Below are 22,196 nucleotides of genomic sequence, written 5' to 3' on the forward strand. Positions count from 1 at the left end.
CCTTGGCCATGGGCCTCCGCCCCGACCTATCGCCCCGCCCGTCGCAGGGCCTGCGCCTGACCCCCGGACTGCGCCAGGGGCTCGCGATCCTGAGGATGCCGGCCACCGATCTGGCCGCCGAGTTGCGCCGCGCGGCCGATGAGAACCCGCTGATCCGGCTGTCCGACCCCGACGGCGCCGCCACCGGCGCACCGGGCACGCCTCCGACATCGGAGATCGCCGCGCCTGACAGCCTCGGCGAACGCTTGCGCCGACAACTGGCGTTGATGCCGCTTGCCCCGCCGGTGGCCGCAGTCGCCCGTTTTCTCTGCGGCGACATCGACGAGGACGGCTATCTCGACGAGGAGGCTGCCGGAAACCTCGAAGGCATGGGCGTCGCGCCGGACGAGGTCGCGGCCGCAATCGAGGCGCTGCAAGCCTGCGACCCGCCCGGCGTCGGGGCGCGCAGCCTGGAGGAATGCCTCGCCCTGCAGATGCGCGAGCACGGCATGGAAGAGTCGGCGGCGCGCGCAGTCTGCGCGCGGCTCGACCTGCTGGCCGAGCGGCGGCTGGACGATCTGGGCCGGGCGACCGGTCTCGACGGCGCAACGCTGGCCGGCATGGCGCGCCTCTTGCCGCGCCTCACCCCCCGCCCGGGGGCGAGCGCCGCGCAGGACCCGCTTCCACCGGCACCGGAAATCATCGTGGAGGAGGCCCCGGACGGCCGCGTCGCCGCGACGCTCGACGGGCGGATCGTGCCGCGCGCCGAGTTCGACACGCGTCTCGCCCGCGAGCTTTCCGGGCAGAAGCAGGCGGCAAACCTGCGCGAGGAGGCCCAGACCCTTGTCGGTGCGCTGCGCTTTCGCGAGCGAACGCTCGAGACGCTTGCATTCTTCATCGTCGACCACCAGGCCCGGTTTTTCATCGAAGGGCCGGAGCATCTGGTCCCGATGACCCGAGCCGAGATGGCCGAGGCCCTGGGCCTGCACCCCTCGACGGTCGGCCGCGCGCTAGCCGACAAGGCGCTCTCCTACCGCGGCGTTGTGCATCCGCTGTCGCGCTTCGTCTCGCGGCCGCTGCCCTCCAACGGCGCGGGTCCGGTCACCGCCTACGGTGTCCAGCGCCACATCCGGCGCCTGATCGAGGCGGAAACGCCGTGCAGCATTCTCTCGGACGAGGAAATCGCCGCAATCCTCCGACGCGAGGGCGTTGACATCGCGCGCAGAACCGTCGCCAAATACAGGCAAGGGTTGACCATCCCCTCGTCCTTCGAACGCAGGAAGCGAAAGGCGCAACAGGTATGACTCGCGTTGCGTATCCCCGTTGACCCCGCGCCGTCCCGCCTTTAACGGAGAGCGAACCTGCGCGGGCGGGCAATATCAGGAGGCAAGATGCTGTACCAGATCAGCGGCAAACAGATCGACATTGGCGAGGCCCTGCAGACCCATGTGAAGGACGAGCTCAATGCCGCCGTCCAGAAGTATGCGGAGCGGCCGACCGACGCGACCGTCGTGTTCTCGCGGAACGCGCACGAATATGTCTGCGAGGCGACGGTGCACCTGTCCACCGGGCTGACCGCCCAGGCCAAGGCCCACGCGACTGAGATCTATGCCGCCTTCGACAGCTGCTGCGACAAGATGGAAAAACAGCTGCGTCGCTACAAGCGTCGGCTGAAGGATCACCATCGCGACCGCTCCGAGCCGGTTGAATCGATCGGGGCGGCATCCTATATCCTCGCATCATCGGAAGCCGAGGAGGAGTCGGAGCCCGAAAGCCTCCAGCCCATGATCATCGCCGAGATGGAGACCAAGATCCCGTCGGTTTCCGTGGGCGAGGCGGTGATGCAGATGGAGCTTGCGGGCAAGGATGTGCTCGTGTTCCGGAACGAGAAGACCGGCAAGATCAACGTGGTGCATACCCGCGAGGACGGCAACGTCGGCTGGATCGACCCGTAAGCCCGGCCAGACCGGCCGCGCCGTCCGCCAAAGGCGGTTCGCCAGAAGCGAGAGGCCCATGCAGCTTTCCACCCTTTTGAAGCCCGAGGCGGTTCGGGTGCTCGGCACCATGTCCAGCAAGAAACGCCTGTTCCAGGAATTGGGCGAGGTCGCGCAGACGGTCTACGAGCTGTCGGCCAGCGACGCGGTCGATGCGTTGCAGGAACGCGAAAGCCTCGGCCCCACCGGCGTCGGCCACGGCGTGGCGCTGCCCCATGCACGCCTGCCCGGCCTTGAAAGGGTGCGCGGCGCCTTCATCCGGCTGGAGAAGCCGATCGATTTCGGCGCGGTCGACCGCCAGCCTGTGGACCTGATCTTCGCGCTGTTCGCGCCACAGGATTCGGGGGTCGATCACCTCAAGGCGCTGGCACTGGTCTCGCGGACGCTTCGCGACCAGACCGTGTGCGAGAAGCTGCGAGCCAACACCAACCCGGCGACGCTCCACGCCGTGCTGACCGAAGCACAGACCTCGACCCAGGCCGCCTGAGCTAGGACTTCCACGGCCCGTAGCCCAGCGCAACGTAATCGCGCCGGTAGGCCGCGCGGGCCGCGGCCTCCAGGTCCTCGTCGTAGATGTCGGAGAGCGGTACCGGCCCCTGGGGCAGCGGCGCGGGCGGAAGCGGCGCATCTGCCCCCACCTGCGCGGCCAGCGCGGCGAAATCCGCGGCCAAACGTTCCGCTCGCAGCACCATGTCGGGACAGGCGATCGGCGCCATCCCTTCCAGAACGCGGCTCTGCGACGCCCAGCTGGCATCGACGCGCAGCCCGGTCTGGCCGGCGAGATTGCCCTCGAGGAATCGCAGGAAGCCCAGGAACGCAGCGCGGTGCGCCGCGCGGTCGTAATCGGCCCCAGGCCCGTTCGCGGGCAGCGGCACACCGTAGCTGTCGCGCAGCGCGGCCCGGATCGCCGGGAAACTGTCCTTGCCGACCGGCAGGACATGCGTGCAGAACGCGCGATGCGCGCGGACCAACGGGTGCGTGACGACCGTGAAGCTGCGATGGCCGGGGTGGCGCCGCATCCACTGGCGCAGCGTCTTGCGGGTAAAGCCGCGCCGCAGCGCCCCCGGCCCGGTGCCGTCGAGCGCGGCGAGCCAGCCTTCGACCTGTGCCACGGGGCCGCCCCGGATCGCCAGGTAAAGCAGCGGGCTTTCGGCCGCCGCCACATAGGCCGGCACCGCCGGTCCGCGGCGCGGCTCGAAACAGGGAGTGCGCGACAGATCGAACCGGTCGAGTTCCGCGAGGGCCGCCGCCATGTCGTCCGGGTTCGTGACCTTGTCCGCAATCGGCTTTGGGTTCTGCTTCTTGAGCCGCTGCGAGACGGCGCGAAGCTGCGTGTCGAGCCCCAGGAAGCGCAGAAGCCCGTTCAGGACGTCGGCATCGGCGACATCTTCGTAGGCAAGGTAGAACGCCGTCTGCCCGCTGGTCTGAAGCGTCCGCAGGAGTTGAAGCTGAAAGCCCTGCACCGCGTCGAGATGGGCCACGAATTCGGCAGCGTCGAACCGCACCTGCGCCGCGCGCGCATGCCGGATGTCGGTCAGGCGCCACTGCCCGGTGCGCCCGGCGATCTTGCGCGAGACATAGGACTCGACCGGGTTGCGCGTGAGCACGATCTTGGCCCGGCGACGGTCGGCGAGGACGCGGGCCAGCACGCGCGGGTCGTGGTCGTGGAAGAAGCGAAAGCCGGGCATCCCCTCGCCCGCGCGCGCCATGGCCGCAAGAAGCATGTCGGGGTCGCGGTCGCGCTCGGCCCGGGACACGCCCAGAAGCGTGTGCCTGTCCTTGTGGCCGACGAACCGGGGGTTGAACGCTTCGCCGTAGCAGCGCAGGCCGGCCACCGCGTTCAGGTTCTCCTCAAGAAAGTTCGATCCCGTCCGCATCTCGGCGAAGATGACGAAGTTGTCGAAGGGGGCGCCGGTCTGCATGTCACCGCATCAGGTAGGGGGAGCTGGTCCGCGCCGGGCGGCGCGGCCGATCATCTCGGGCCGGGAAATCGCCCATCAGGTAGGGCGTCATGCCACGGTTCCGCAAATCCTGCAGGAACTGACCGAACCCGGCGAGGTCGGCCATAAGCGGCACCTCGGTCAAATGGTGCTGCGCGCGGGGCGCGATTTCGTCGACCAGGATTTGCAACGGCTCGATCGGGTTCTGCACGAAATCGGCCATGGTCCATACGCGCACCCGCGCCCGTGTGTGCGGTGAGCGCAGAATATCGAGGTGCGCAGACTCGATTCGCTGAAGCTCCGCGGCGCGCTTGCGCAGGTCGGCAAAGCTCCGCCGCGACAGGAAGAGCGGCACCGCCCAGGCACCGGTGATGACGGAAATCTGCGCGTTCGGATCGCCGGCCATGAACCAGCTGACATCCTGCCGGTCGCCGGGGCCGAACTGGAAGCACTGCCGTTCGCCGCGGGTGTTCCAGACGAGGCGCCTGAGGAAGGCGCACGCGTCGTAATCGCGCACGGCCGCTCTGTCCGACAGCCCGCCGTGATAGACGCACGCCCCGCCCGCGAACTGCACCCGTTCCGGGTGGTAGAGATGGCCGTGAACGCGCACGCCGACGTTCCGCCCAAGCCAGTCTTCGAAGTTCTCGAACAACTCGGCGAAACCCTCGAACACGGAATAGGGTGCGCAGGTGCGCCCGTTTTCCCAGCCGTCGCGCGGAAAGCGGCTTTGCATGTAGAGCCCCGCCCGCCCCCGGGTGCGCCGGTCGACCGCCTTCGTGAAGAGCCGGTCGATCTTGGCCGGGTTCGGCTCGGCGCAGGTCGCCTGGCTGCCGTCGGCCCCAAGGAAGGCGTCGTAGAGCCGGTCGGCCCGCGGCCAGATCTTGCGCGCGACGAAACAGTCCGAACGGCGCAGGAGTTGCAGGTGGTCGTCGTAGAAGATGTGCGGCTTGCCCTGGAAATCGAATTTCGACAGCGTGAGCGAGCGGCTCTCGATACGGTTGCCGTGCTTGCGCACCAGCGTCTGGAAATAGCTTTCGTCGGGGATCCAGACGCGGCGGAAATAGCGGTCATGGATCGGGCGGTCGGGGTCGGTCAGGATCGCGGTCAGGGTCTCGCGCGTCAGACACCACCATTGCGAACCGAGATGCGGCTCGAGCCCGGCCGGGATGCGGCGGCGGACCCGCAGGCGCCGCTGCAGCGCGACATGGCGGTCGAAAAGCCGGCGGTGACGCTTCCACGCGAAGGGAAAGCGCAGGGTGAAGCGTTCGCGTGCAAGGCCGCCGACGATCCAGGGCACCTCGTCGGTGGTCACGGACTCGATGAAATCGGTGCGGGGCCGGTCCGACAGGTAGGCGCGCAACTCGTCCCCGGACCGCAGGGGCAGGCAGGAACCGGAGGCGAGGTAGACATGGCTGAGCTCCGGAAACTCGGCCAGCGCCGTCTCGGTGCCTGCAAGCGTCGCGGCGACGATCGACCAGGTGCCCCATTCGCAGCGGTGGCGGCGGCAGAAGCGGATGTTTGGCAGATCGCCCAGCGCGGCGCGGAGGGCGTGGGCCACGCCGCGCGCCACGCGACGGTCGACATGGATCACCACCGGGCAGTCCTGCGTTGCCCAGTGCCGCGCCACCGCGGCCGCGCGGTCGAGCGCGGTATGAACCAGCAAGACGAAGCCCACTCTCATGCCCAGTTTCCCTTGGAGATGAGCCCCAGAAGCTCCAGCTGGCGCCAGTTGACGTATTTCTCGGACCACTTGCACCAGAGCTCCGGGCTGTCCTTCAGCGTCGTGTGATACGCACGGTATTCTTCGCCGCCGGCGTAGTGCTGGCGCCGGGTCAGTTCCTCGGCGGCCTTGCCCAAGACGCCGTCGAGGAACTTGGCATGAAGGAGCGCGCCCGACGCCTTTTCGCCGCCCCACTCGTCATAGACGAGGTTCAACCCGCGGGGCAGCAAGGCGTGGGTGGAACTGATATAGGCATAGCGCTTTTGCCATCGCACCAGCGGGATCTTGTTCAGCGCGGGGGCGCGCTCGGGCCGGTCGGGGAAGAACAGGCGCGCCCTGGGGCCGCCCTGGATCCAGAGATTGCGGTATTTCGGGTTCTTGCTGATCGTGTAATTGCCGCTGTCGAACCAGGAGGCGATCTCGAACGGGTCCTGGCCGGGGCGATAGGGCACCGCATCGATCGGGCCCTTGGGATACATGTCGATGAGCATCGCGCCGAACGACCGGATCGCCGCCGAATCCAGCCAGTCGCAGAGCGCCGGGATCGAGCGGGTGTCGCAGAACGGGTAGACGAAGAACTCGTCGACATCGACGGTCAGCGTCCAGTGGCCGTGCCCGTGGCGCATGAGCAGCCAGTTCAGCCAGTCCATCCCGAAATGCGACTTCCGGTAACTCGCCCGTGTCGACCAGAGCGAAACATCGGGCTGATCGGCCAGGAAGTCGCGCGATCCGTCATCCGATGCGTTGTCGACCATCAGAAAGTGCCCGATGCCACGCCGGCGGTAGTAGTCGAGGAAGTAGGGCAGCCGCACCGCCTCGTTCCGCAGCACGGTGAAGGCCAGCACATCGTCGGGTGCGATCTCGCGCGTTCGGTCGGCCACGCGGGACAACTGCCAGCGCTTGCAGCGCGCCCTGCGTTTCCAGCTCTTGCGCTCCAGACGCATGCGGTATGACGATAGCGCGCCCACTGGGCCTCCTGCCTGGACGCCCCAAGCGGGGCTCAGCCAGTGACTACCGAAAAGCGGCTAATCGTGCGTTAAGGACGTTGGGCGCCCCCGCCGTTCTCAGCCCCAGTCGCCGCGGGACATCAGCCCCAGCGCCTCAAGCTGGCGCCAGCCCTCAAGCCGGATCGACTCCGGGCACCAGAGCTCGGGGTTCGCGATGAGGGCGTCGTAATAGGTTTCGTAAAGCGCGCTGTTCGCGAAATGCTCGCGCCGGCGCTTTTCCTCGCGCGATTTCGCGACGATCGAAGGCAGGAACTTGGTGTGGAGCAGCACGCCCGAGGGCAGTCCGCCCGCCTCCAATCCCCGCACCCGGTTGAGCCGGGCCGGCAGCGCCGAGTGCGTCGAGCTGACATAGGCGTAGTGGCGCTTCCAGCGGATCAGCGGGGTCTTGGACAGGGTGGGCGCACGCGCCGGCGCATCGGCAAAGAACATGCGCGCCCGCACCCCGCCCCGCACGAGGAGGTTCCGCAGCGGTGGTTGGTATTTCGTCGTGATGTTGCCGGCATCGAACCAGCCCAGCACCTCGGTCGGGTCCTGACCGGGGCGATAGTCAGGCGCACCGACCGGCCCCTTGGGATAAAGGTCGAGCAGGATCGCCCCCATCGCCGGACGCCCCCGCGCGTCCAGCCACGCGGTGAGCGCGGTCAGGTCGCGGGTGTCATGATGCGGATAGACGAGCAACTCGTCAGCATCGAGCGTCAGGCACCAGTGGCCGTGGCCGAAACGCATCATCAGCCAGGTCAGCCAGTCGATCCCGAACCGCGACAGCTTGTAGCTGTGCCCCGTGCACCAGAGCGACACGTCGGGCTGGGCGGCGAGATAGTCGCGCGTGCCGTCGTCACTGGCATTGTCGACGAACAGGAAGTGCGCGACGCCCAGCGCGCGGTGATGGCGCAGGAAATAGGGCAACCGCTCGGCCTCGTTCCGCACGGTGGAGAAGCCGAGAATGTCGCCCTTGCGGATCGCAACCGTTCGGTCGACGACGGGCCGAAGCTGACTGTGCTTGCGCAGTGCCCGCACCAAGAGCCGACGCCGCGTCCACCGCATGCGATAGGCTGTCCAAGCGGACTGAAGGCCCCGCCGGGACGGCGCAGCCGGAGCGCTATCGAACGGGGGGCGGGCGTGGTGCACGAGCCTCGCGGCTTACTCGGCCGCCTTGCGCACGCCAACCAGTTCGCGCAGGTAGCGCTCGAACTCTGCGTTCAGTTCCGGGCGGGCCAGCGCAAAGGACACCGTCGCCTGCAAGAAGCCCGCCTTCGAGCCACAGTCGAACCGCTGGCCCTTGAAACGGAAGCCGTAGACGCCCTGGCCATCGATCTCCTGCGCGATGGCATCGGTCAACTGCAACTCGCCGCCGGCGCCGGTGCGGTTGTCCTTGCGGTTCTGGTCGAGGTTATGCAGCACCTTCGGCGTCAGGATGTAGCGTCCGATAACAGCAAGATTCGACGGCGCCTCGTCCACCTCGGGCTTTTCCACCATGCCCTTGACGAGCACTCTGTCACCCATGTCGCGGTCGACATCCAGAATCCCGTAAGCCTTTGTCTTGTCATGGGGCACTTCCATTGCGGCCACCATGTTGGCGCCGGTCTCCTCGTAGGATTCGATCATCTGCTGCAGGCAGGGCTTGTCGGCGGCGATCACGTCGTCGGGCAGGATCACCGCGAAGGGTTCGTTCGCGATCAGCCGGCGCGCACACCACACCGCATGGCCCAGGCCAAGGGGCCGTTGCTGGCGGATATACGCGATCGCCCCGCTTTCCATGTTGGTGGACTTCAACAGTTCGAGAAGGTCGTCCTTACCCGCCTTGCGCAGCGAGGCCTCGAGCGTGGGCGCGGCATCGAAATAGTCTTCGAGCGCGCTCTTGCCGCGGGAGGTGACGAAGATGAACTCCCTGATGCCGGCCGCGCGCGCCTCGTCGATGGCGTACTGGATCAGCGGCCGGTCGACCAGAGTCATGATCTCCTTCGGGATCGACTTGGTTGCGGGAAGAAAACGCGTGCCAAGGCCCGCGACGGGAAAGACGGCTTTGGTGACCTTACGCTGCATGACCTCTTCGCCTCTTCTTCATTTCCAACACGCTTCGCCGCCACGCCCACCGCGTCCGGCGTTCCCCCGTGGCGATCCATACTGCACCGGCAGCGTATCAAAAAGGTTATACCGAGTTGATTCCCTTGTGACGGGCCATTGAAGCAACAAAATGGCCTGTCCGGCGCGGCCTATGCCCGCCCTGGCACATGGGCGCCGACGGCCGCGTGTGGTCTTGCGGGCCCCCTCACGCGATCCCAAGCATGGCCAGCATCGCCTCGATGCGGGGCACGTCCTCGGGGTTGTTGAGTTCCCAGAACGGCCGTCCCCGCGCCTCGACCTCGACGCAGAGCACCGGGCGCTCGCGTTCCAGGAAGCGCAGCTGTTCCAGCCCCTCGAGCCGCTCCAGCGGCCCGGCCTCCCACCGTGGATAGGCGGCCAGCGCGGAGGGGCGGTAGGCATAGACGCCGACATGGTGGAAGACGGGCGTCAGGGCGTCGTCCGCGTAGCTTTGCCCGGTATAGGGGATCACCTCCTTGGAGAAGTAGAGCGCGCGGCGGTCCCAGCCGAAGACGGCGGTGGTGCCGCCCACACGGCCGGCGTGCCGATCCTCCAGCAGTGCCGAGAGCCCCTGCCCGTCGCAGCGCAGGACAGGCGTTGCGACCTCGGCCACCGGGTCGGCCGCCAACCCCGCCACGAGGTCCTCGATGAACCAGGCCGGGGTGAGCGGCGCGTCGCCCTGCAGGTTCACCACGATCTCGTGGCCGCCGCCGAGCCGGTCGAACGCGTCTGCAACCCGCTCGGTGCCGTTGGCGCACGTCTCCGAGGTCATGACCACCTCGGCGCCGAAGGCTTCTGCAGCCGCGCGAATGCGCGAATCGTCGGTCGCGATCACGGCGCGCTCTACACCCGAAACGCCTTGCGCCGCCTCCCAGGCGCGCTGGACAAGATTCTTTTCCTGCCCGGAGGCGCCCCTCAGCGGCACCAAGGGCTTCCCCGGGAAACGGCTGGAGGCATAGCGCGCCGGAATGACGATCAGGACGGACATCAGACGGGCTGCAGGGTCACGCCTGGCGCATGGGCGATGAAGAACGGGTTCTCGTAGCCCGGCTTGCCATAGGTCAGCGGCGCATGATCGTCGAAGCGCACGACCTTGCCGCCGGCCCCCGACAGAACCGCATGCCCCGCGGCGGTGTCCCATTCCATGGTGCGTCCGAGCCGCGGGTAAAGGTGCGCCTCGCCGCTCGCAACGAGGCAGAACTTGAGCGAGGACCCGGCGCTCGTCATGTCGGCCACTGCGTATTTCGCGATGTAATCGTCGGTCGCCTGGTCGCGGTGCGATTTCGAGGCCACAACCACGAGGGCCTCGTTCCCAGGCGCGGAGACCGAGAGCGGGCGAAGCGTGTCGGGCCGGTCGAAATCGAAGGCCCCGGTTTCCTCGACCGCCGCGCCGTCCGCGCGCGTGTAGAAAAGCCGCCCCTTGGCCGGAGCGTAGACGACACCGCGGACGGGATGCCCGCCCTCGACCCAGGCGATGTTCACCGTGAACTCGCCGCGCCGTTTCACGAATTCCTTGGTTCCGTCCAGCGGATCGACGATCAGGAAATTCTCGGCGCGCCCGGCATGGCTTTCGGCCTGTTCCTCGGTGACGATCAGCGTGTTGGGAAAGGCATTGGCGAGCTGCTCGTAAATGAGAGCATCGGCGGCCTCGTCGGCGGCGGTCACCGGGCTGTCGTCCGCCTTGGAGCGCACCTCGAAATCGTCGGCCTCGTAGATCTCCATGATCCGCGCCCCGGCCATGAGGGCCGTCCGACGCATCACCTGTTCGAGCGTTTCGTAATCCAAAAACCGGCTCCCTCTGCGCCTCGATCGTAAGGAAATCGCAAGGCCCTTATGCTTGCGTGTAAGCGCAACGGCAAGGGCGGCCAACGCCCCCGAACGCGGAAGAGGCAATGTTTCAGCCGAGCAGACCCAGATCGACCACCATGGGCCTCGTTCGCCTGCTCGGTCTGATTTATCATGGCAGCGTCCGCCATGTGCGCCGCAGCCATCGCAATGCCGTCGTCGGGCTGATCATGAACATCATGCAGACGGTGATCTTCATCCTCGCCTTCTACCTGATGTTCACCCTGGTGCCCGGCATGCGCGGCTCGGCGGTCCGGGGCGATTTCCTGCTCTACCTGATGTCGGGCATCTTCCTTTTCCTGACCTTCAACAAGACGATGTCCGCGGTGATCGGCTCGGAAGGTCCGGCCTCGCCGATGATGCAGCACGCCCCGATGAACACCATCGTCGCGATCGGGTCGGCCGCGATCGGCGCGCTCTACGTCCAGCTTCTTTCGATGTTCGTGGTCCTGTTCGTCTACCACGTCGCTTTCACGCCGATCACCATCTACAATCCGGTCGGCGCGATCGGCATGGTGCTGTTGTCATGGTTCTCCGGCTTCTCGATCGGTCTCGTCCTGCTGGCGATGAAGCCTTGGGCCCCCGGCGCCGTCGGGCTGGTCTCGATGATCTACCAGCGGCTGAACATGATCGCCTCGGGCAAGATGTTCCTCGCCAACACGCTGCCGGGCTACATGCTGACGTTGTTCGACTGGAACCCGCTGTTCCACTGCATCGATCAGGCGCGCGGCTATACCTTCATCAACTACAGCCCCCAGTTCACGGCCGTCTCCTACCCTATCTATGTCAGCGTCGCGCTTATCATGATCGGACTGATGGGCGAGTTCTACACGCGGAAATTCGCCTCGGCGAGTTGGTACGCGCGGCGCTAGGACTCGAACGCTTGCCCGCCCGACGGCCCATGCGCAGCGGGCCGGGCCAACCCCAAGGACTTCTCGGCGCCCGGGGCGTGAGGCGTTGGCCCCACGGGCACGTCAATCCACGACCCGCAACGTCAGGTTCAGCCGGCCCCCGCCCTTGAGAAGAGTAGAGGATCCGGGCCGGACACGGTCGATTCCGTGATGCACCAGCCGCGCTTCTCCGCCCATCACCAGCACGTCGCCGGAATTCAACCAGACGCTTTCGGTGGCCCCGCCGCGTTCGATATTGCCGATTCGGAACCGTGCCGCGTCCCCCAGCGAAATCGACAGGACCGGCCAGCCGAAATCGGCCTCGTCCCGGTCCTGGTGCATCCCCATTTTCGCCCCCTCGGCATAGTAGTTGACGAGGCAGCAGTCGGGCCGCCGGTCGAGCCCGGTGATCGCCTCCCAGACCGCAAGGACCGAGGCCGGGATCGGCGGCCAGGCCACGCCCGAGGGATGGCGCCGCTCGTAGCGGTAGCCGCGCCGGTCCGACACCCAGCCGTAGCGCCCCGCCGACGTCATACGGACACTCATCTTCCGGCCGAACCGCGTCTCGGGCTGGAAGAAGGGCGCCGCGGCCACCACCGCACGCAGATCTTCGACCATCTCCGCCTGCGCGGGCGGCTCTAGCCAGCCCGGGAAAATCTCGACCCCGCGCAGCAGAAGGCCAGGCGTCGGGCGGGGGTGCGGGGGTGTTTCGGACATCCTTCACCATCCTCACATTTCTGTCATAAGCCACGCTTGCAGGGTCGATGACCCCTCCTTATATACCCCCGAGACACGGGTCCGGGACCAGTTCCCGGCCCACGTATTTTGGGATCGGAGGGCGGAGGCCGCATCTGGGTCTGCCTTCCAGAACATCGCCGAAGAAGAGGTAACACACATGGCCAAAGTCATCGGGATCGACCTCGGGACGACCAACTCCTGCGTCGCCATCATGGATGGGTCGCAGCCTCGCGTGATCGAGAACGCCGAAGGCGCGCGCACCACCCCCTCGATCGTCGCCTTCACCGACAACGAACGCCTCGTGGGCCAGCCCGCCAAACGGCAGGCCGTCACCAACCCCGACAACACGGTGTTTGCGGTCAAGCGCCTGATCGGGCGCCGCCTGACCGACGCGGAGGTGGAGAAGGACAGGAAACTCGTTCCCTACTCCATCGTCGACGGCGGCAATGGCGATGCCTGGGTGGAGGTTAAGGGCGAAAAATACTCCCCCAGCCAGATTTCCGCCTTCATCCTTCAAAAGATGAAGGAAACCGCCGAGAGCTATCTCGGCGAGAAGGTCGAGCAGGCGGTGATCACCGTGCCGGCCTATTTCAACGACCAGCAGCGCCAGGCCACCAAGGATGCCGGCAAGATCGCCGGCTTGGAAGTGCTGCGCATCATCAACGAGCCGACGGCGGCCGCGCTGGCCTATGGGCTCGACAAGAAGGACAGCAAGACCATCGCCGTCTACGACCTTGGCGGCGGCACCTTCGATATCACGATCCTGGAAATCGACGACGGCCTGTTCGAGGTGAAGTCCACCAACGGCGACACCTTCCTGGGCGGCGAAGACTTCGACATGCGCATCGTGAACTACCTCGCCGAGGAGTTCAAAAAAGAGCACGGCGTTGATCTGACCAAGGACAAGATGGCGCTGCAGCGCCTCAAGGAAGCCGCCGAAAAGGCCAAGATCGAACTGTCCTCCTCCAGCCAGACCGAGATCAACCAGCCCTTTATCTCGATGGACAAGGACACCGGCACACCGCTTCACATGGTCATGAAGCTGACCCGGGCAAAGCTGGAAAGCCTGGTTGGCGACCTCATCAAGAACTCGATCAAGCCCTGCCAGGCCGCGCTGAAGGATGCCGGCATCTCGACCTCGGAAATCGACGAGGTGGTGCTGGTCGGCGGCATGACCCGGATGCCCAAGGTCGTCGAGGAAGTGACCAAGTTCTTCGCGAAAGAGCCCCACAAGGGCGTGAACCCCGACGAGGTCGTGGCGATGGGCGCCGCGATCCAGGCCGGCGTGCTGCAGGGTGACGTCAAGGATGTCGTGCTGCTGGACGTGACGCCGCTGTCGCTTGGAATCGAGACCTTGGGCGGCGTGTTCACCCGCCTGATCGACCGCAACACCACGATCCCGACCAAGAAGAGCCAGATCTTCTCGACCGCCGAGGACAACCAGTCGGCGGTGACGATCCGGGTGTTCCAGGGCGAACGCGAAATGGCCTCGGACAACAAGATGCTGGGCCAGTTCAACCTTGAGGACATCCCGCCCGCGCCGCGCGGCATGCCTCAGATCGAAGTGACCTTCGACATCGACGCCAACGGCATCGTGTCGGTTTCGGCCAAGGACAAGGGCACCGGCAAGGAGCAGATCATCACGATCCAGGCCTCCGGCGGTCTGTCCGACGACGAGATCGACCAGATGGTCAAGGATGCCGAGTCGAATGCCGAGGCCGACAAGTCGCGGCGCGAGTTGGTCGAGACCAAGAACCAGGCCGAGAGCCTCATCCACTCGACCGAGAAGTCGCTTGAGGAACACGGCGACAAGGTCGATCCCTCGACGGTGGAGGCGATCGAACTGGCCGTTGCCGCGCTCAAGGATACCCTGGAAACCGAGGATGCCGGCAAGATCAAGGGCGGCATCCAGAACGTGTCCGAGGCCGCGATGAAGTTGGGCGAGGCGATCTACAAGGCCCAGCAGGAAGAGGCCGCGGGCGCGCAGGCCGAACCCGAGAGCGATGACGGGCCAAGCGGCGTCGACGAGGATATCGTGGATGCCGAGTTCGAGGACCTGGACGACGACGGGAAACGCTCGTAAGGGCGACAGGGACGGAAAAGGCCGGTCCGGGGGCACCCGGGCCGGCCCACGCGTTACGCGCAGAGGGATAGCCGATGGCAAAACGTGATTTCTACGAGGTTCTTGGCGTCGCCCGCGGCGCCTCGGCCGACGAAATCAAGAAGGCCTACCGCAAGAAGGCGAAAGAGCTTCACCCCGACCGCAACGCTGACAACCCCGGCGCCGAGGCCGATTTCAAGGAAGTGAACGAGGCCTACGAGACGCTGAAGGACCCCGACAAGAAGGCCGCCTATGACCGCTTTGGCCATGCTGCCTTCGAGGGCGGCATGGGCGGCGGGCCGCGTCCGGGCGGTCCGGGCTTCGGAGGGGGTGGCGGCGATTTCGCGTCGGCCTTCTCCAACGTGTTCGACGACCTGTTCGGCGACTTCATGGGCGGCGGCCCCGGCGGGCGCCAGCGCGCGACCCGCGGCTCCGACTTGCGCTACAACCTGCGCGTTACCCTGGAAGAGGCGCATGCGGGGCTGCAGAAGACGATCAAGGTGCCGGGCTCCGTCGCCTGCGACATCTGCAGCGGCACCGGGGCGGCGGGCGGCGCGGAACCGGCCACCTGCCCGACCTGCGCGGGTCTCGGCAAGGTGCGCGCCCAGCAGGGTTTCTTCACCGTCGAACGCACCTGCCCCACCTGCGGCGGGATGGGCCAGATCATCAAGAACCCGTGCACGGCCTGCGGCGGCGCCGGCCGGGTCGAGCGCGACCGCGCGCTTGCCGTCAACATTCCCGCAGGCGTCGAGACCGGCACGCGAATCCGGCTTGCCGGCGAGGGCGAGGCAGGCCTGCGCGGCGGTCCTCCGGGCGATCTCTACATCTTCATCGAGGTCGCGCCGCACCCGCTCTTCGAGCGCGAGGGAATGGATCTCTATTGCCGGGTTCCGGTCTCGATCGCGACCGCGGCGCTGGGCGGCGAGATCGAGGTGCCGACGATCGAGGGCGGCCGAACGCGCGTGAAGGTGCCGGCCGGCAGCCAGTCGGGCAAGCAGATGCGCCTGCGCGGCAAGGGCATGCCCGCACTCCGCGGCACGGGACAAGGCGACATGTTTATCGAGCTTGCCGTCGAAACGCCGGTGAACCTGACCCAACGCCAAAAGGAGCTGCTGCGCGAGTTCGAGGAACTCAGCGAGGAAAACAACCCCGAAGGGTCCAGCTTCTTCAAGAAGGTCAAGAGTTTCTGGGACGGGATGAAAAGCTGAGCACGGGTCCCGGAATCGGCCGGAGTTAACCTTTCGTTCAGCATGTTTTACCTAGTCTCGGGGCAATGACTCGCCCCAGCGATCCCAACCAGCTGTCCGAACCGCCCCTGCCGATCTTCGCAGGGACCGGGGTGCATGCGCTTGCCAAGGGCGCGCGGCTGCCCTCCTACATCCGCGATCATCGCCAGCGGCTGCGCAGCCGCTTCATGGCGGGCGGCGCGGACGCGATGCCGGATTACGAATTGCTGGAACTCGTCCTGTTCCGCGCCATCCCGCGTCAGGACGTGAAACCGTTGGCCAAGGCCCTGCTCGACCGGTTCGGCAGCTTCAATGCCGTGCTGTCCGCCTCGCCCGCGCGTCTGCGCGAGGTGAAGGGCGTCGGCGACGCGGTGCTGACCGAGCTGAAGGTTGTCGAGGCCGCGGCGCACCGGCTGGCCCGCTCGCGGGTCATGCACCGCCCTGTGATTGCCGGGTGGGAGGCGCTTCTGGACTATTGCCGCACCTCAATGGGCCACCGCGAGACCGAACAGTTCCGGGTGCTGTTTCTGGACCGCAAGAACGTGTTGATCGCCGACGAGGAACAGGCCCATGGCACGGTCGACCATGTGCCGGTCTACCCGCGCGAGGTGGTCAAGCGGGCGCTGGAACTCAACGCCTCAGCCCTGATCCTTGTGCACAATCACCCGTCTGGCGACCCGACCCCGTCCACGGCCGACATCGCCATGACCGAACAGGTCAACGCCGGCTGCGTCGCCCTCGGGCTCGTGCTGCATGATCACATCATCGTGGGCCAGGCGCGCGAGGTCAGTTTCCGCGCGGCGGGCTATCTCTAGCGCAGCCACACCTCGACCCGGCGGTTGATGAGCCGGCCCCAGTCGCTCTGGTCGCAGGCGAGCGGCAGCGCCTCGCCGAAGGCCTCGACGCGCAGCCGCACCCGCCCGAAATCCGCAGCGGTCGCCGCCGCCCGCACCGCCTCCAACACAGCCTCGGCCCGGCGCCGGGCCAGCGAGAGATTGGCCGAGGCCGGCCCGGCACCGTCGCTGAATCCCGCAAAGATCAGCGTTCGCCCGTCGAACAGCCCGGCCTCCAAGGCGTGTGCAAGCGTGGCCACGTTGGCGTAGGATTGCGCGTCGAGCCGGGCCGAGCCGCCCGTGCGAAACCGGAAGGTGGTGGTCAACCGGCCGGCCCCCGCCAGCGCCGCCACCATGCGTTGCAACTCGGACAGCGGAACCTCCGTTCCGGCCTGCGCGATCGCCTGGGCGAGCCTGTCGCCCTGGAGCGCCATCGGCAGCACATCCCGCCGCTGGTCGACGAAACCGGCGCGCCGAACCACCAACTGCGCAGCCGGGGTTTCCAGATAGTCGAGGAACTCGCGCAGGAACAGCGGCAGGCGGCGGGCCGGCGTGTAAAGGAAGAGCGGCGCGGCGAACGGGTAATCCTCGGTCTTGAGCGATTCGACGCTGGCCACCAGCGGCATCCCGCACCCCCCGACAACCGGAAGCTGGACGGCTGGGCCGAGCGCCGAGAACCGGGTGACGCCCAACCCCAGCGGGTCGTCGGCCACGGCCGCGGCCAGTTGCTCCGGGGTGGCATGTGGCGTTGCCGTCGCCGCAGGCGCCCGCCCACTCAGGAGACGGGCGGCCGCGGCCTGTTGCAGGCCGTTCCGCGCGCTTAGCAGGTGCAGGCTGACCGGCGCCTCTGGGCCGCCGACCGCCGTCCAGTCCGCCGCCTCGCCGGACATCAGCGCGACCAGTTCGGCGATGGTCAAGTCGGTCACAGGTTGGCCGGGTGCCACGACGGGCACGACGGCGTCGAGCGCGACCACGTGACGCCGGGCCGGGTTGGTCAGGTCGCCAAGCCCAGCGTCGCGCACCCGCCGTACCTCGTCCGGGCGCGCCTCGCGGGCGGCCATCACGAGATCGGTCTCGCCAGCCAGGAGGTCTGCGAACCCCTCGTCGGTGCTGCCCGTGCCCACGGCAATCTCGGCCACCCGGCGGTCGGCGTCGGGGTCGCCCAGCACGAACACGCGGTCGCGCGCATCCTCGCGCGCGTCCACGACCAGCCCGCGGCTTTCGGCATAGGCCGCGATCAGCGCCGGAATCAGGACCCGCCCGAGCGACGGGGCCCCGGAGAACCGGAACTGCGCGACACTGGCCTCGATCGTCGGACAGCCCGGCCCGGTGCAGATCACCGCCTGACCGTCGAGCGTCAGCGGCCCGTAGACCGTTGCGACGCGGTAGAACTCGCCGTCGAAACCGACGAGGGTGCCGCTGATCTCGACCGAGCCGTCGCGCGAGGTCAGAGTGACGTCCTGCGCGCAGGCCGGACCGCCCCACCCCAGATGAAAGAGCGCGGCGAGCATCGCCGCGCACCCGAAAAGCCGCATGTCTGCAAGAACCAGGTCGCCTCAGTTCGCGCCGAGTTTCCGGGGTCGGGGCAGGTTTTTCAACACCGGAAATTCGCCGCCGACGCGGTGAGGCAGACCGGTGAGTTCGAAACCCCGGGCGCCACCGCGCATGTCGGAAAACGGCTCGTCGGGACGTGCCGAAAGGCCGTGGGTCAGCCGACTCCGCATCGGGCGCAAGGCGGGGTCGGACGGGATGGAGGGCAGGGCGCGGCTACGGGAAAGCGGCGGCACGGCGGGAACCGGCCCGAAGGTGTAGGTCACAGGGCCAGAGTCGCGTCCCGCAAGAAGGACAGGCGAGGCCTCCGTCGAGGCCACCAAGGCCGAGTCGGCGTGACCGGGACCCATGGACTGTGCGGCGGCGACCACCATCGCCACGCTCAGCCCAATGGCGAAAAACCGTTCTCTGCGTCTGCCCATGGCGCTCTCCGGCCACTCCATCCTCTCCCCAGTTACGCGAGAAAATGGGCAAGGGCGGGGCGGAGTTGCGCGGATTCCGGGCCGCGGCGCGGCCTGTCAGACCAGCTGGCCGTGGCAGTGCTTGAACTTCTTGCCCGATCCACAGGGGCACGGGTCATTGCGCCCGGGGTCGCCCCAGGTCTCGGGGCGCGTTTCGTCGAAGCCTTCCGCCGCGCCTTCCAGAACCTTCGCCGCGGTACCCGGCGCGGCGGCATGCTCTGGCACACTCTCGGCTGCGGCCGCCTGCATCCGGCGCTGTTCCTCCGCCAGCTGGCGCATCATCTCGTTCCGCTCTTCCTCGGTGAGCGGCCGGATTTGCCCGAGCTTCTGCGTCACGTCCTCGCGCAGCGCGTTCAGCATCGATTCGAACAGTGTGAAGGACTCGGTCTTGTACTCGTTCAGCGGGTCGCGCTGGGCATAGCCGCGGAAGGCGACCACCGAACGCAGGTGTTCAAGCGTCAGCAGGTGTTCCCGCCACTTGGTATCGATGGTCTGCAGCAGCACCTGTTTCTCGATCCCGCGCATCGCCTCGGGGCCGAACTGGGCCGCCTTGGTCGCCATCGCCTCGTCGGACGCATCGTAAAGCCGCTCGCGAATGTCGTCGTCGTCCACGCCTTCCTCGTCGGCCCAGTCCTTCACGGGCACATTGAGGTTCAGCTGCTCGACGATCGCCTTGTGCAGCCCCTCCGTATCCCATTGCTCCGCATAGGATTTCGGCGGCATGGAGGTCTCGACCAGATCGTCGATCACCTGGTGGCGCATGTCCTGAACGATATCGGAGAGGTCGTCGGCCTCCATGATCTCGCGGCGTTGGCCGAAGATGACCTTCCGCTGGTCGTTCATCACGTCGTCGAACTTCAAGAGCTGCTTGCGGATGTCGAAGTTGCGCCCCTCGACCTTGGCCTGGGCCTTTTCGAGGCTCTTGTTCACCCAAGGGTGCACGATCGCCTCGCCTTCCTTCATTCCAAGGCCGGACAGGACCTTGTCCAGCCTGTCGGACCCGAAGATGCGCATCAGGTCGTCTTCCAGGGACAGGAAGAAGGCGGATCGCCCCGGGTCGCCCTGGCGGCCCGACCGACCGCGCAGCTGGTTGTCGATGCGGCGGGATTCGTGGCGTTCGGTGCCCAGCACGAACAGCCCGCCGGCCTCGAGAACCTTCTGTTTCTCGTCGGCGTGCTCGGCTTCGATTCGCTTGCGCAGCTCGTCGGGATGGGCGTCCGGGTCCTCGGCCAGCGCCTCCATCACCTTCATCTCGACATTGCCGCCAAGCTGGATGTCGGTGCCGCGACCGGCCATGTTGGTCGCGATGGTGACGGCGCCCAGCCGGCCCGCATCGGCGACGATCTTGGCCTCCTGCTCGTGGTGGCGGGCGTTCAGCACATTATGCGGCACCTTCGCCTTCTTGAGCATCTCGGACAGCATCTCGGACTTTTCAATCGAGGTTGTGCCGACCAGAACCGGCTGGCCCTTGGCGTTGGCCTCCTTGATCGTCTCGACGATGGCGTCGTATTTCTCGCGCGCTGTGCGATAGACGGCGTCATGCTCGTCCTCGCGGGCGATGGGGCGGTTGGTCGGAATCTCGACCACGCCAAGGCCGTAGATCTGGTCGAATTCCTCGGCCTCGGTGGACGCGGTGCCGGTCATGCCCGCCAGCTTGTCGTAGAGGCGGAAATAGTTCTGGAAGGTGACCGAGGCCAGCGTCACGTTCTCGGGCTGGATCTTGACGCCCTCCTTGGCCTCGATCGCCTGGTGCAGGCCCTCGGACAGGCGCCGGCCGCGCATCATGCGGCCGGTGAATTCGTCGATCAGCATGACCTCGCCGTCGCGGACGATGTAATCCTTGTCCTTGAGGAACAGCTTGTGCGCCTTGAGCGCCTGGGTGGCGTGGTGGACGATGGTCGTGCTCTCGGGGTCGTACATCGACTGACCTTCGGGCAGGATGCCGAGCTCGTGGAGCCGCTCTTCCATGAACTCGTTGCCTTCCTCGGTGAAGGTCACGTTGCGGGTCTTCTCGTCCAGCTTGTAATGCTCTTCGGTGATCTCGGGTACGACCTTGTCGAGCGTAACGTAAAGCTCGGACCTGTCCTGGCTGGGGCCGGAGATGATCAGCGGCGTCCGCGCCTCGTCGATCAGGATCGAGTCCACCTCGTCGACGATGGCGTAGTGATGGCCGCGCTGGGCCATGTCCTTCAGCTCCGCCTTCATGTTGTCGCGCAGGTAATCGAAGCCGAACTCGTTATTGGTGCCGTAGGTGATATCGGCCTGGTAGGCGGCGCGCTTCTCCTCCTCGGGCTGCCACGGGTAGACGCAGCCGGTGGTCATGCCGAGCGCGCCGTAGACCTTGCCCATCCACTCGGCATCGCGCTTGGCGAGGTAGTCGTTCACGGTGACGATATGCACGCCCCCGCCGGTCAGCGCGTTCAGGTAGGCCGGGAAGGTCGCGACCAGGGTCTTGCCCTCGCCGGTCTTCATCTCGGCGATGTTACCGCGATGCAGGAAGATGCCGCCCACGAGCTGCACGTCGAAGGCGCGCAGGCCCAGCGCGCGCCGCGCCGCCTCGCGGCAATTCGCGAAGGCTTCGGGAAGGATGTCGTCCAGGCTTTCGCCGGCCGCGACGCGCTGCTTGAACTCGGCGGTCTTCTGCGTCAGACCCTCGTCGCTCAGCGACTCGAACTCAGGCTCGAGCTCGTTGATGCGGGTCACCAGGGGCCGCACCTTCTTGACCGTGCGGTCGTTCTTGGTGCCAAAGACCTTACGGGTGACTGTTCCGATGCCCAGCATATTCTCTCCGAGACGGTGGCGGACTGACAGGATGTTGTTCTACGGACGCCTTGCCCGCCTGACATTGCGGCAATAGAAGTGGCCAGAGTCTGCAGCCCGGCCCCAAGGATCAACAGCGATGTAAGGGGCGGCCAGAATGGAGTCAACGTCGCCAAGCGCGCGGCCCGATAGGAGTTGCCCAATGTCCGAAGCCCCGAAACCGCTGCTCGCCCTCGCCCTCGTCGCGGGGCTCGCCCTGCCGGCCGCGGCCCAGGATGTCGGCCCGGACACGGTCGTGGCCCGCGTCGGCGAAAGCGAAATCACGCTGGGGCACATGATCGTGCTGCGATCGCAATTGCCGGCGGAATACCAGGAACTGCCCGACGACGTGCTTTACCAAGCGGTGCTCGACCAACTGATCCGGCAGAGCGCGGTGGTGGAACGCGCCGGTGGCGAGCTGTCGCTCGGCGCGAAGCTCGCGCTCGAGAACGAGCGGCGGTCCTTCGTGGCCGGCGAGGCGCTCAGCCGCATCGCCGAAGACGCAGTAACCGAGGAGGCGGTGCAAGACGCCTACGAGGCGGCCTACGCGACCGCCGAGCCGACGACCGAGTTCCACGCCTCCCACATCCTTGTCGAGAGCGAGGAGGACGCGCTGGCGCTTCTCGCCGAGATCGAGAACGGCGCCGATTTCGCCACGCTCGCCAAGGAGAATTCCGTGGGGCCGTCGGGCCCCAACGGCGGCGATCTCGGCTGGTTCACGGCAGGCATGATGGTCAAGCCCTTCGAGGTGGCGGTGGTGGAGCTCGAGCCGGGCGGCGTGGCCGGCCCGGTGCAGACGCAGTTCGGCTGGCATGTCATCAAGCTGCATGAAACGCGCCTGAAAGACGCCCCCGCGATCGAGGATGTCCGCGCAGAACTGGTGCAGCAGATCCAGCGCGACGCCATGGAAACCGCGCTCGAAACCTACACCGCCGAGGCCGACATCAGCCGCACGGACGTGGAGATCGACCCGTCGATCCTGAAGAATCGCGAGATTCTGAACCAAGATTAGGCGCGGACCGGGGGAACA

The 22,196-nt window shown here is 66.9% G+C and carries 19 protein-coding genes; 8 read left to right on the forward strand and 11 right to left on the reverse strand.

Annotated elements, in window-relative coordinates; translation table 11 throughout:
- Positions 1–8 precede the first annotated feature (8 nt).
- The 3 genes from BUR28_RS12820 (at position 9) to BUR28_RS12830 (ending at position 2,460) form a co-directional block, all read left to right on the forward strand.
- Positions 9–1,283, forward strand: a complete 1,275-nt coding sequence (locus tag BUR28_RS12820) for an RNA polymerase factor sigma-54 (RefSeq protein WP_074220485.1) — start codon at positions 9–11, stop codon at positions 1,281–1,283.
- A gap of 87 nt (positions 1,284–1,370) precedes the next feature.
- Positions 1,371–1,934, forward strand: a complete 564-nt coding sequence (gene hpf, locus BUR28_RS12825) for a ribosome hibernation-promoting factor, HPF/YfiA family (protein WP_074220486.1) — start codon at positions 1,371–1,373, stop codon at positions 1,932–1,934.
- 58 nt (positions 1,935–1,992) lie between these two features.
- Positions 1,993–2,460, forward strand: a complete 468-nt coding sequence (locus tag BUR28_RS12830; protein ID WP_074220487.1) for a PTS sugar transporter subunit IIA — start codon at positions 1,993–1,995, stop codon at positions 2,458–2,460.
- Position 2,461: 1 nt separating this feature from the next.
- On the opposite strand, the gene BUR28_RS12835 is transcribed toward BUR28_RS12830, so the two are convergent.
- The 7 genes from BUR28_RS12835 to cysQ all read right to left on the reverse strand — a co-directional run bounded on the left by BUR28_RS12835 (position 2,462) and on the right by cysQ (position 10,507).
- Complete coding sequence (locus BUR28_RS12835; RefSeq protein ID WP_074220488.1) at positions 2,462–3,895, reverse strand: nodulation protein NodH; 1,434 nt, start codon at positions 3,893–3,895, stop codon at positions 2,462–2,464.
- Between the two features lies 1 nt (position 3,896).
- Positions 3,897–5,594, reverse strand: coding sequence for a DUF5927 domain-containing protein (locus BUR28_RS12840; RefSeq protein ID WP_074220489.1), 1,698 nt, complete (start codon positions 5,592–5,594; stop codon positions 3,897–3,899).
- Positions 5,591–6,577 (reverse strand): glycosyltransferase family 2 protein, encoded by a 987-nt coding sequence (locus tag BUR28_RS12845; RefSeq protein ID WP_074220490.1) that lies wholly within the window; start codon positions 6,575–6,577, stop codon positions 5,591–5,593. The genes BUR28_RS12840 and BUR28_RS12845 overlap by 4 nt, the downstream gene beginning before the upstream one ends.
- Positions 6,578–6,697: 120 nt before the next feature.
- Positions 6,698–7,684, reverse strand: a complete 987-nt coding sequence (locus BUR28_RS12850) for a glycosyltransferase family 2 protein (RefSeq protein ID WP_074220491.1) — start codon at positions 7,682–7,684, stop codon at positions 6,698–6,700.
- Positions 7,685–7,780: 96 nt separating this feature from the next.
- Positions 7,781–8,683, reverse strand: coding sequence for a UTP--glucose-1-phosphate uridylyltransferase (locus BUR28_RS12855; protein ID WP_074220492.1), 903 nt, complete (start codon positions 8,681–8,683; stop codon positions 7,781–7,783).
- 226 nt (positions 8,684–8,909) lie between these two features.
- The gene (locus BUR28_RS12860; RefSeq protein WP_074220493.1) at positions 8,910–9,710 is read right to left on the reverse strand and encodes a 3-deoxy-manno-octulosonate cytidylyltransferase family protein; all 801 of its coding nucleotides are present in this window, start codon (positions 9,708–9,710) and stop codon (positions 8,910–8,912) included.
- A complete protein-coding gene (gene cysQ / locus BUR28_RS12865) occupies positions 9,710–10,507 on the reverse strand; it encodes a 3'(2'),5'-bisphosphate nucleotidase CysQ (RefSeq protein ID WP_074220494.1) in 798 nt (265 codons plus the stop codon). The genes BUR28_RS12860 and cysQ overlap by 1 nt, the downstream gene beginning before the upstream one ends.
- A gap of 107 nt (positions 10,508–10,614) precedes the next feature.
- Here cysQ and BUR28_RS12870 point away from each other — a divergent pair, with 107 nt between their 5' ends.
- Positions 10,615–11,439 (forward strand): ABC transporter permease, encoded by an 825-nt coding sequence (locus BUR28_RS12870; RefSeq protein WP_074220495.1) that lies wholly within the window; start codon positions 10,615–10,617, stop codon positions 11,437–11,439.
- 102 nt (positions 11,440–11,541) lie between these two features.
- Here the strand turns inward: BUR28_RS12870 and BUR28_RS12875 are convergent, their stop codons facing one another.
- Positions 11,542–12,174: an alpha-ketoglutarate-dependent dioxygenase AlkB family protein gene (locus BUR28_RS12875; RefSeq protein ID WP_074220496.1), complete on the reverse strand. Its 633-nt coding sequence runs from the start codon at positions 12,172–12,174 to the stop codon at positions 11,542–11,544.
- Between the two features lie 178 nt (positions 12,175–12,352).
- Between BUR28_RS12875 and dnaK the strand changes: the two genes are divergently transcribed.
- The 3 genes from dnaK to radC all read left to right on the forward strand — a co-directional run bounded on the left by dnaK (position 12,353) and on the right by radC (position 16,337).
- The gene (gene dnaK, locus BUR28_RS12880; RefSeq protein WP_074220497.1) at positions 12,353–14,278 is read left to right on the forward strand and encodes a molecular chaperone DnaK; all 1,926 of its coding nucleotides are present in this window, start codon (positions 12,353–12,355) and stop codon (positions 14,276–14,278) included.
- 74 nt (positions 14,279–14,352) lie between these two features.
- Positions 14,353–15,504 carry a molecular chaperone DnaJ gene (gene dnaJ / locus BUR28_RS12885; protein ID WP_074220498.1) on the forward strand — a complete coding sequence of 384 codons (1,152 nt, stop codon included), beginning with the start codon at positions 14,353–14,355 and terminating at the stop codon, positions 15,502–15,504.
- 65 nt (positions 15,505–15,569) lie between these two features.
- On the forward strand, positions 15,570–16,337 hold the full coding sequence (radC, locus tag BUR28_RS12890; RefSeq protein WP_083626635.1) for a RadC family protein: 768 nt from the start codon (positions 15,570–15,572) through the stop codon (positions 16,335–16,337).
- On the opposite strand, the gene BUR28_RS12895 is transcribed toward radC, so the two are convergent.
- The 3 genes from BUR28_RS12895 to secA form a co-directional block, all read right to left on the reverse strand.
- Positions 16,334–17,890, reverse strand: coding sequence for a phosphate ABC transporter substrate-binding/OmpA family protein (locus tag BUR28_RS12895; protein WP_074220499.1), 1,557 nt, complete (start codon positions 17,888–17,890; stop codon positions 16,334–16,336). The two genes, radC and BUR28_RS12895, sit on opposite strands and share 4 nt — an antisense overlap.
- Before the next feature lie 21 nt (positions 17,891–17,911).
- Complete coding sequence (locus BUR28_RS20135) at positions 17,912–18,172, reverse strand: hypothetical protein (RefSeq protein WP_175566948.1); 261 nt, start codon at positions 18,170–18,172, stop codon at positions 17,912–17,914.
- A gap of 252 nt (positions 18,173–18,424) precedes the next feature.
- On the reverse strand, positions 18,425–21,148 hold the full coding sequence (secA, locus tag BUR28_RS12905) for a preprotein translocase subunit SecA (RefSeq protein ID WP_074220501.1): 2,724 nt from the start codon (positions 21,146–21,148) through the stop codon (positions 18,425–18,427).
- 181 nt (positions 21,149–21,329) lie between these two features.
- Here secA and BUR28_RS12910 point away from each other — a divergent pair, with 181 nt between their 5' ends.
- Entirely contained in the window at positions 21,330–22,178 is an 849-nt protein-coding gene (locus BUR28_RS12910; protein ID WP_074220502.1) for a peptidylprolyl isomerase, read from the forward strand.
- Positions 22,179–22,196 lie beyond the last annotated feature (18 nt).

The sequence above is a fragment of the Rhodovulum sp. ES.010 genome (genome assembly GCF_900142935.1).
Lineage (GTDB): Bacteria > Pseudomonadota > Alphaproteobacteria > Rhodobacterales > Rhodobacteraceae > Rhodovulum.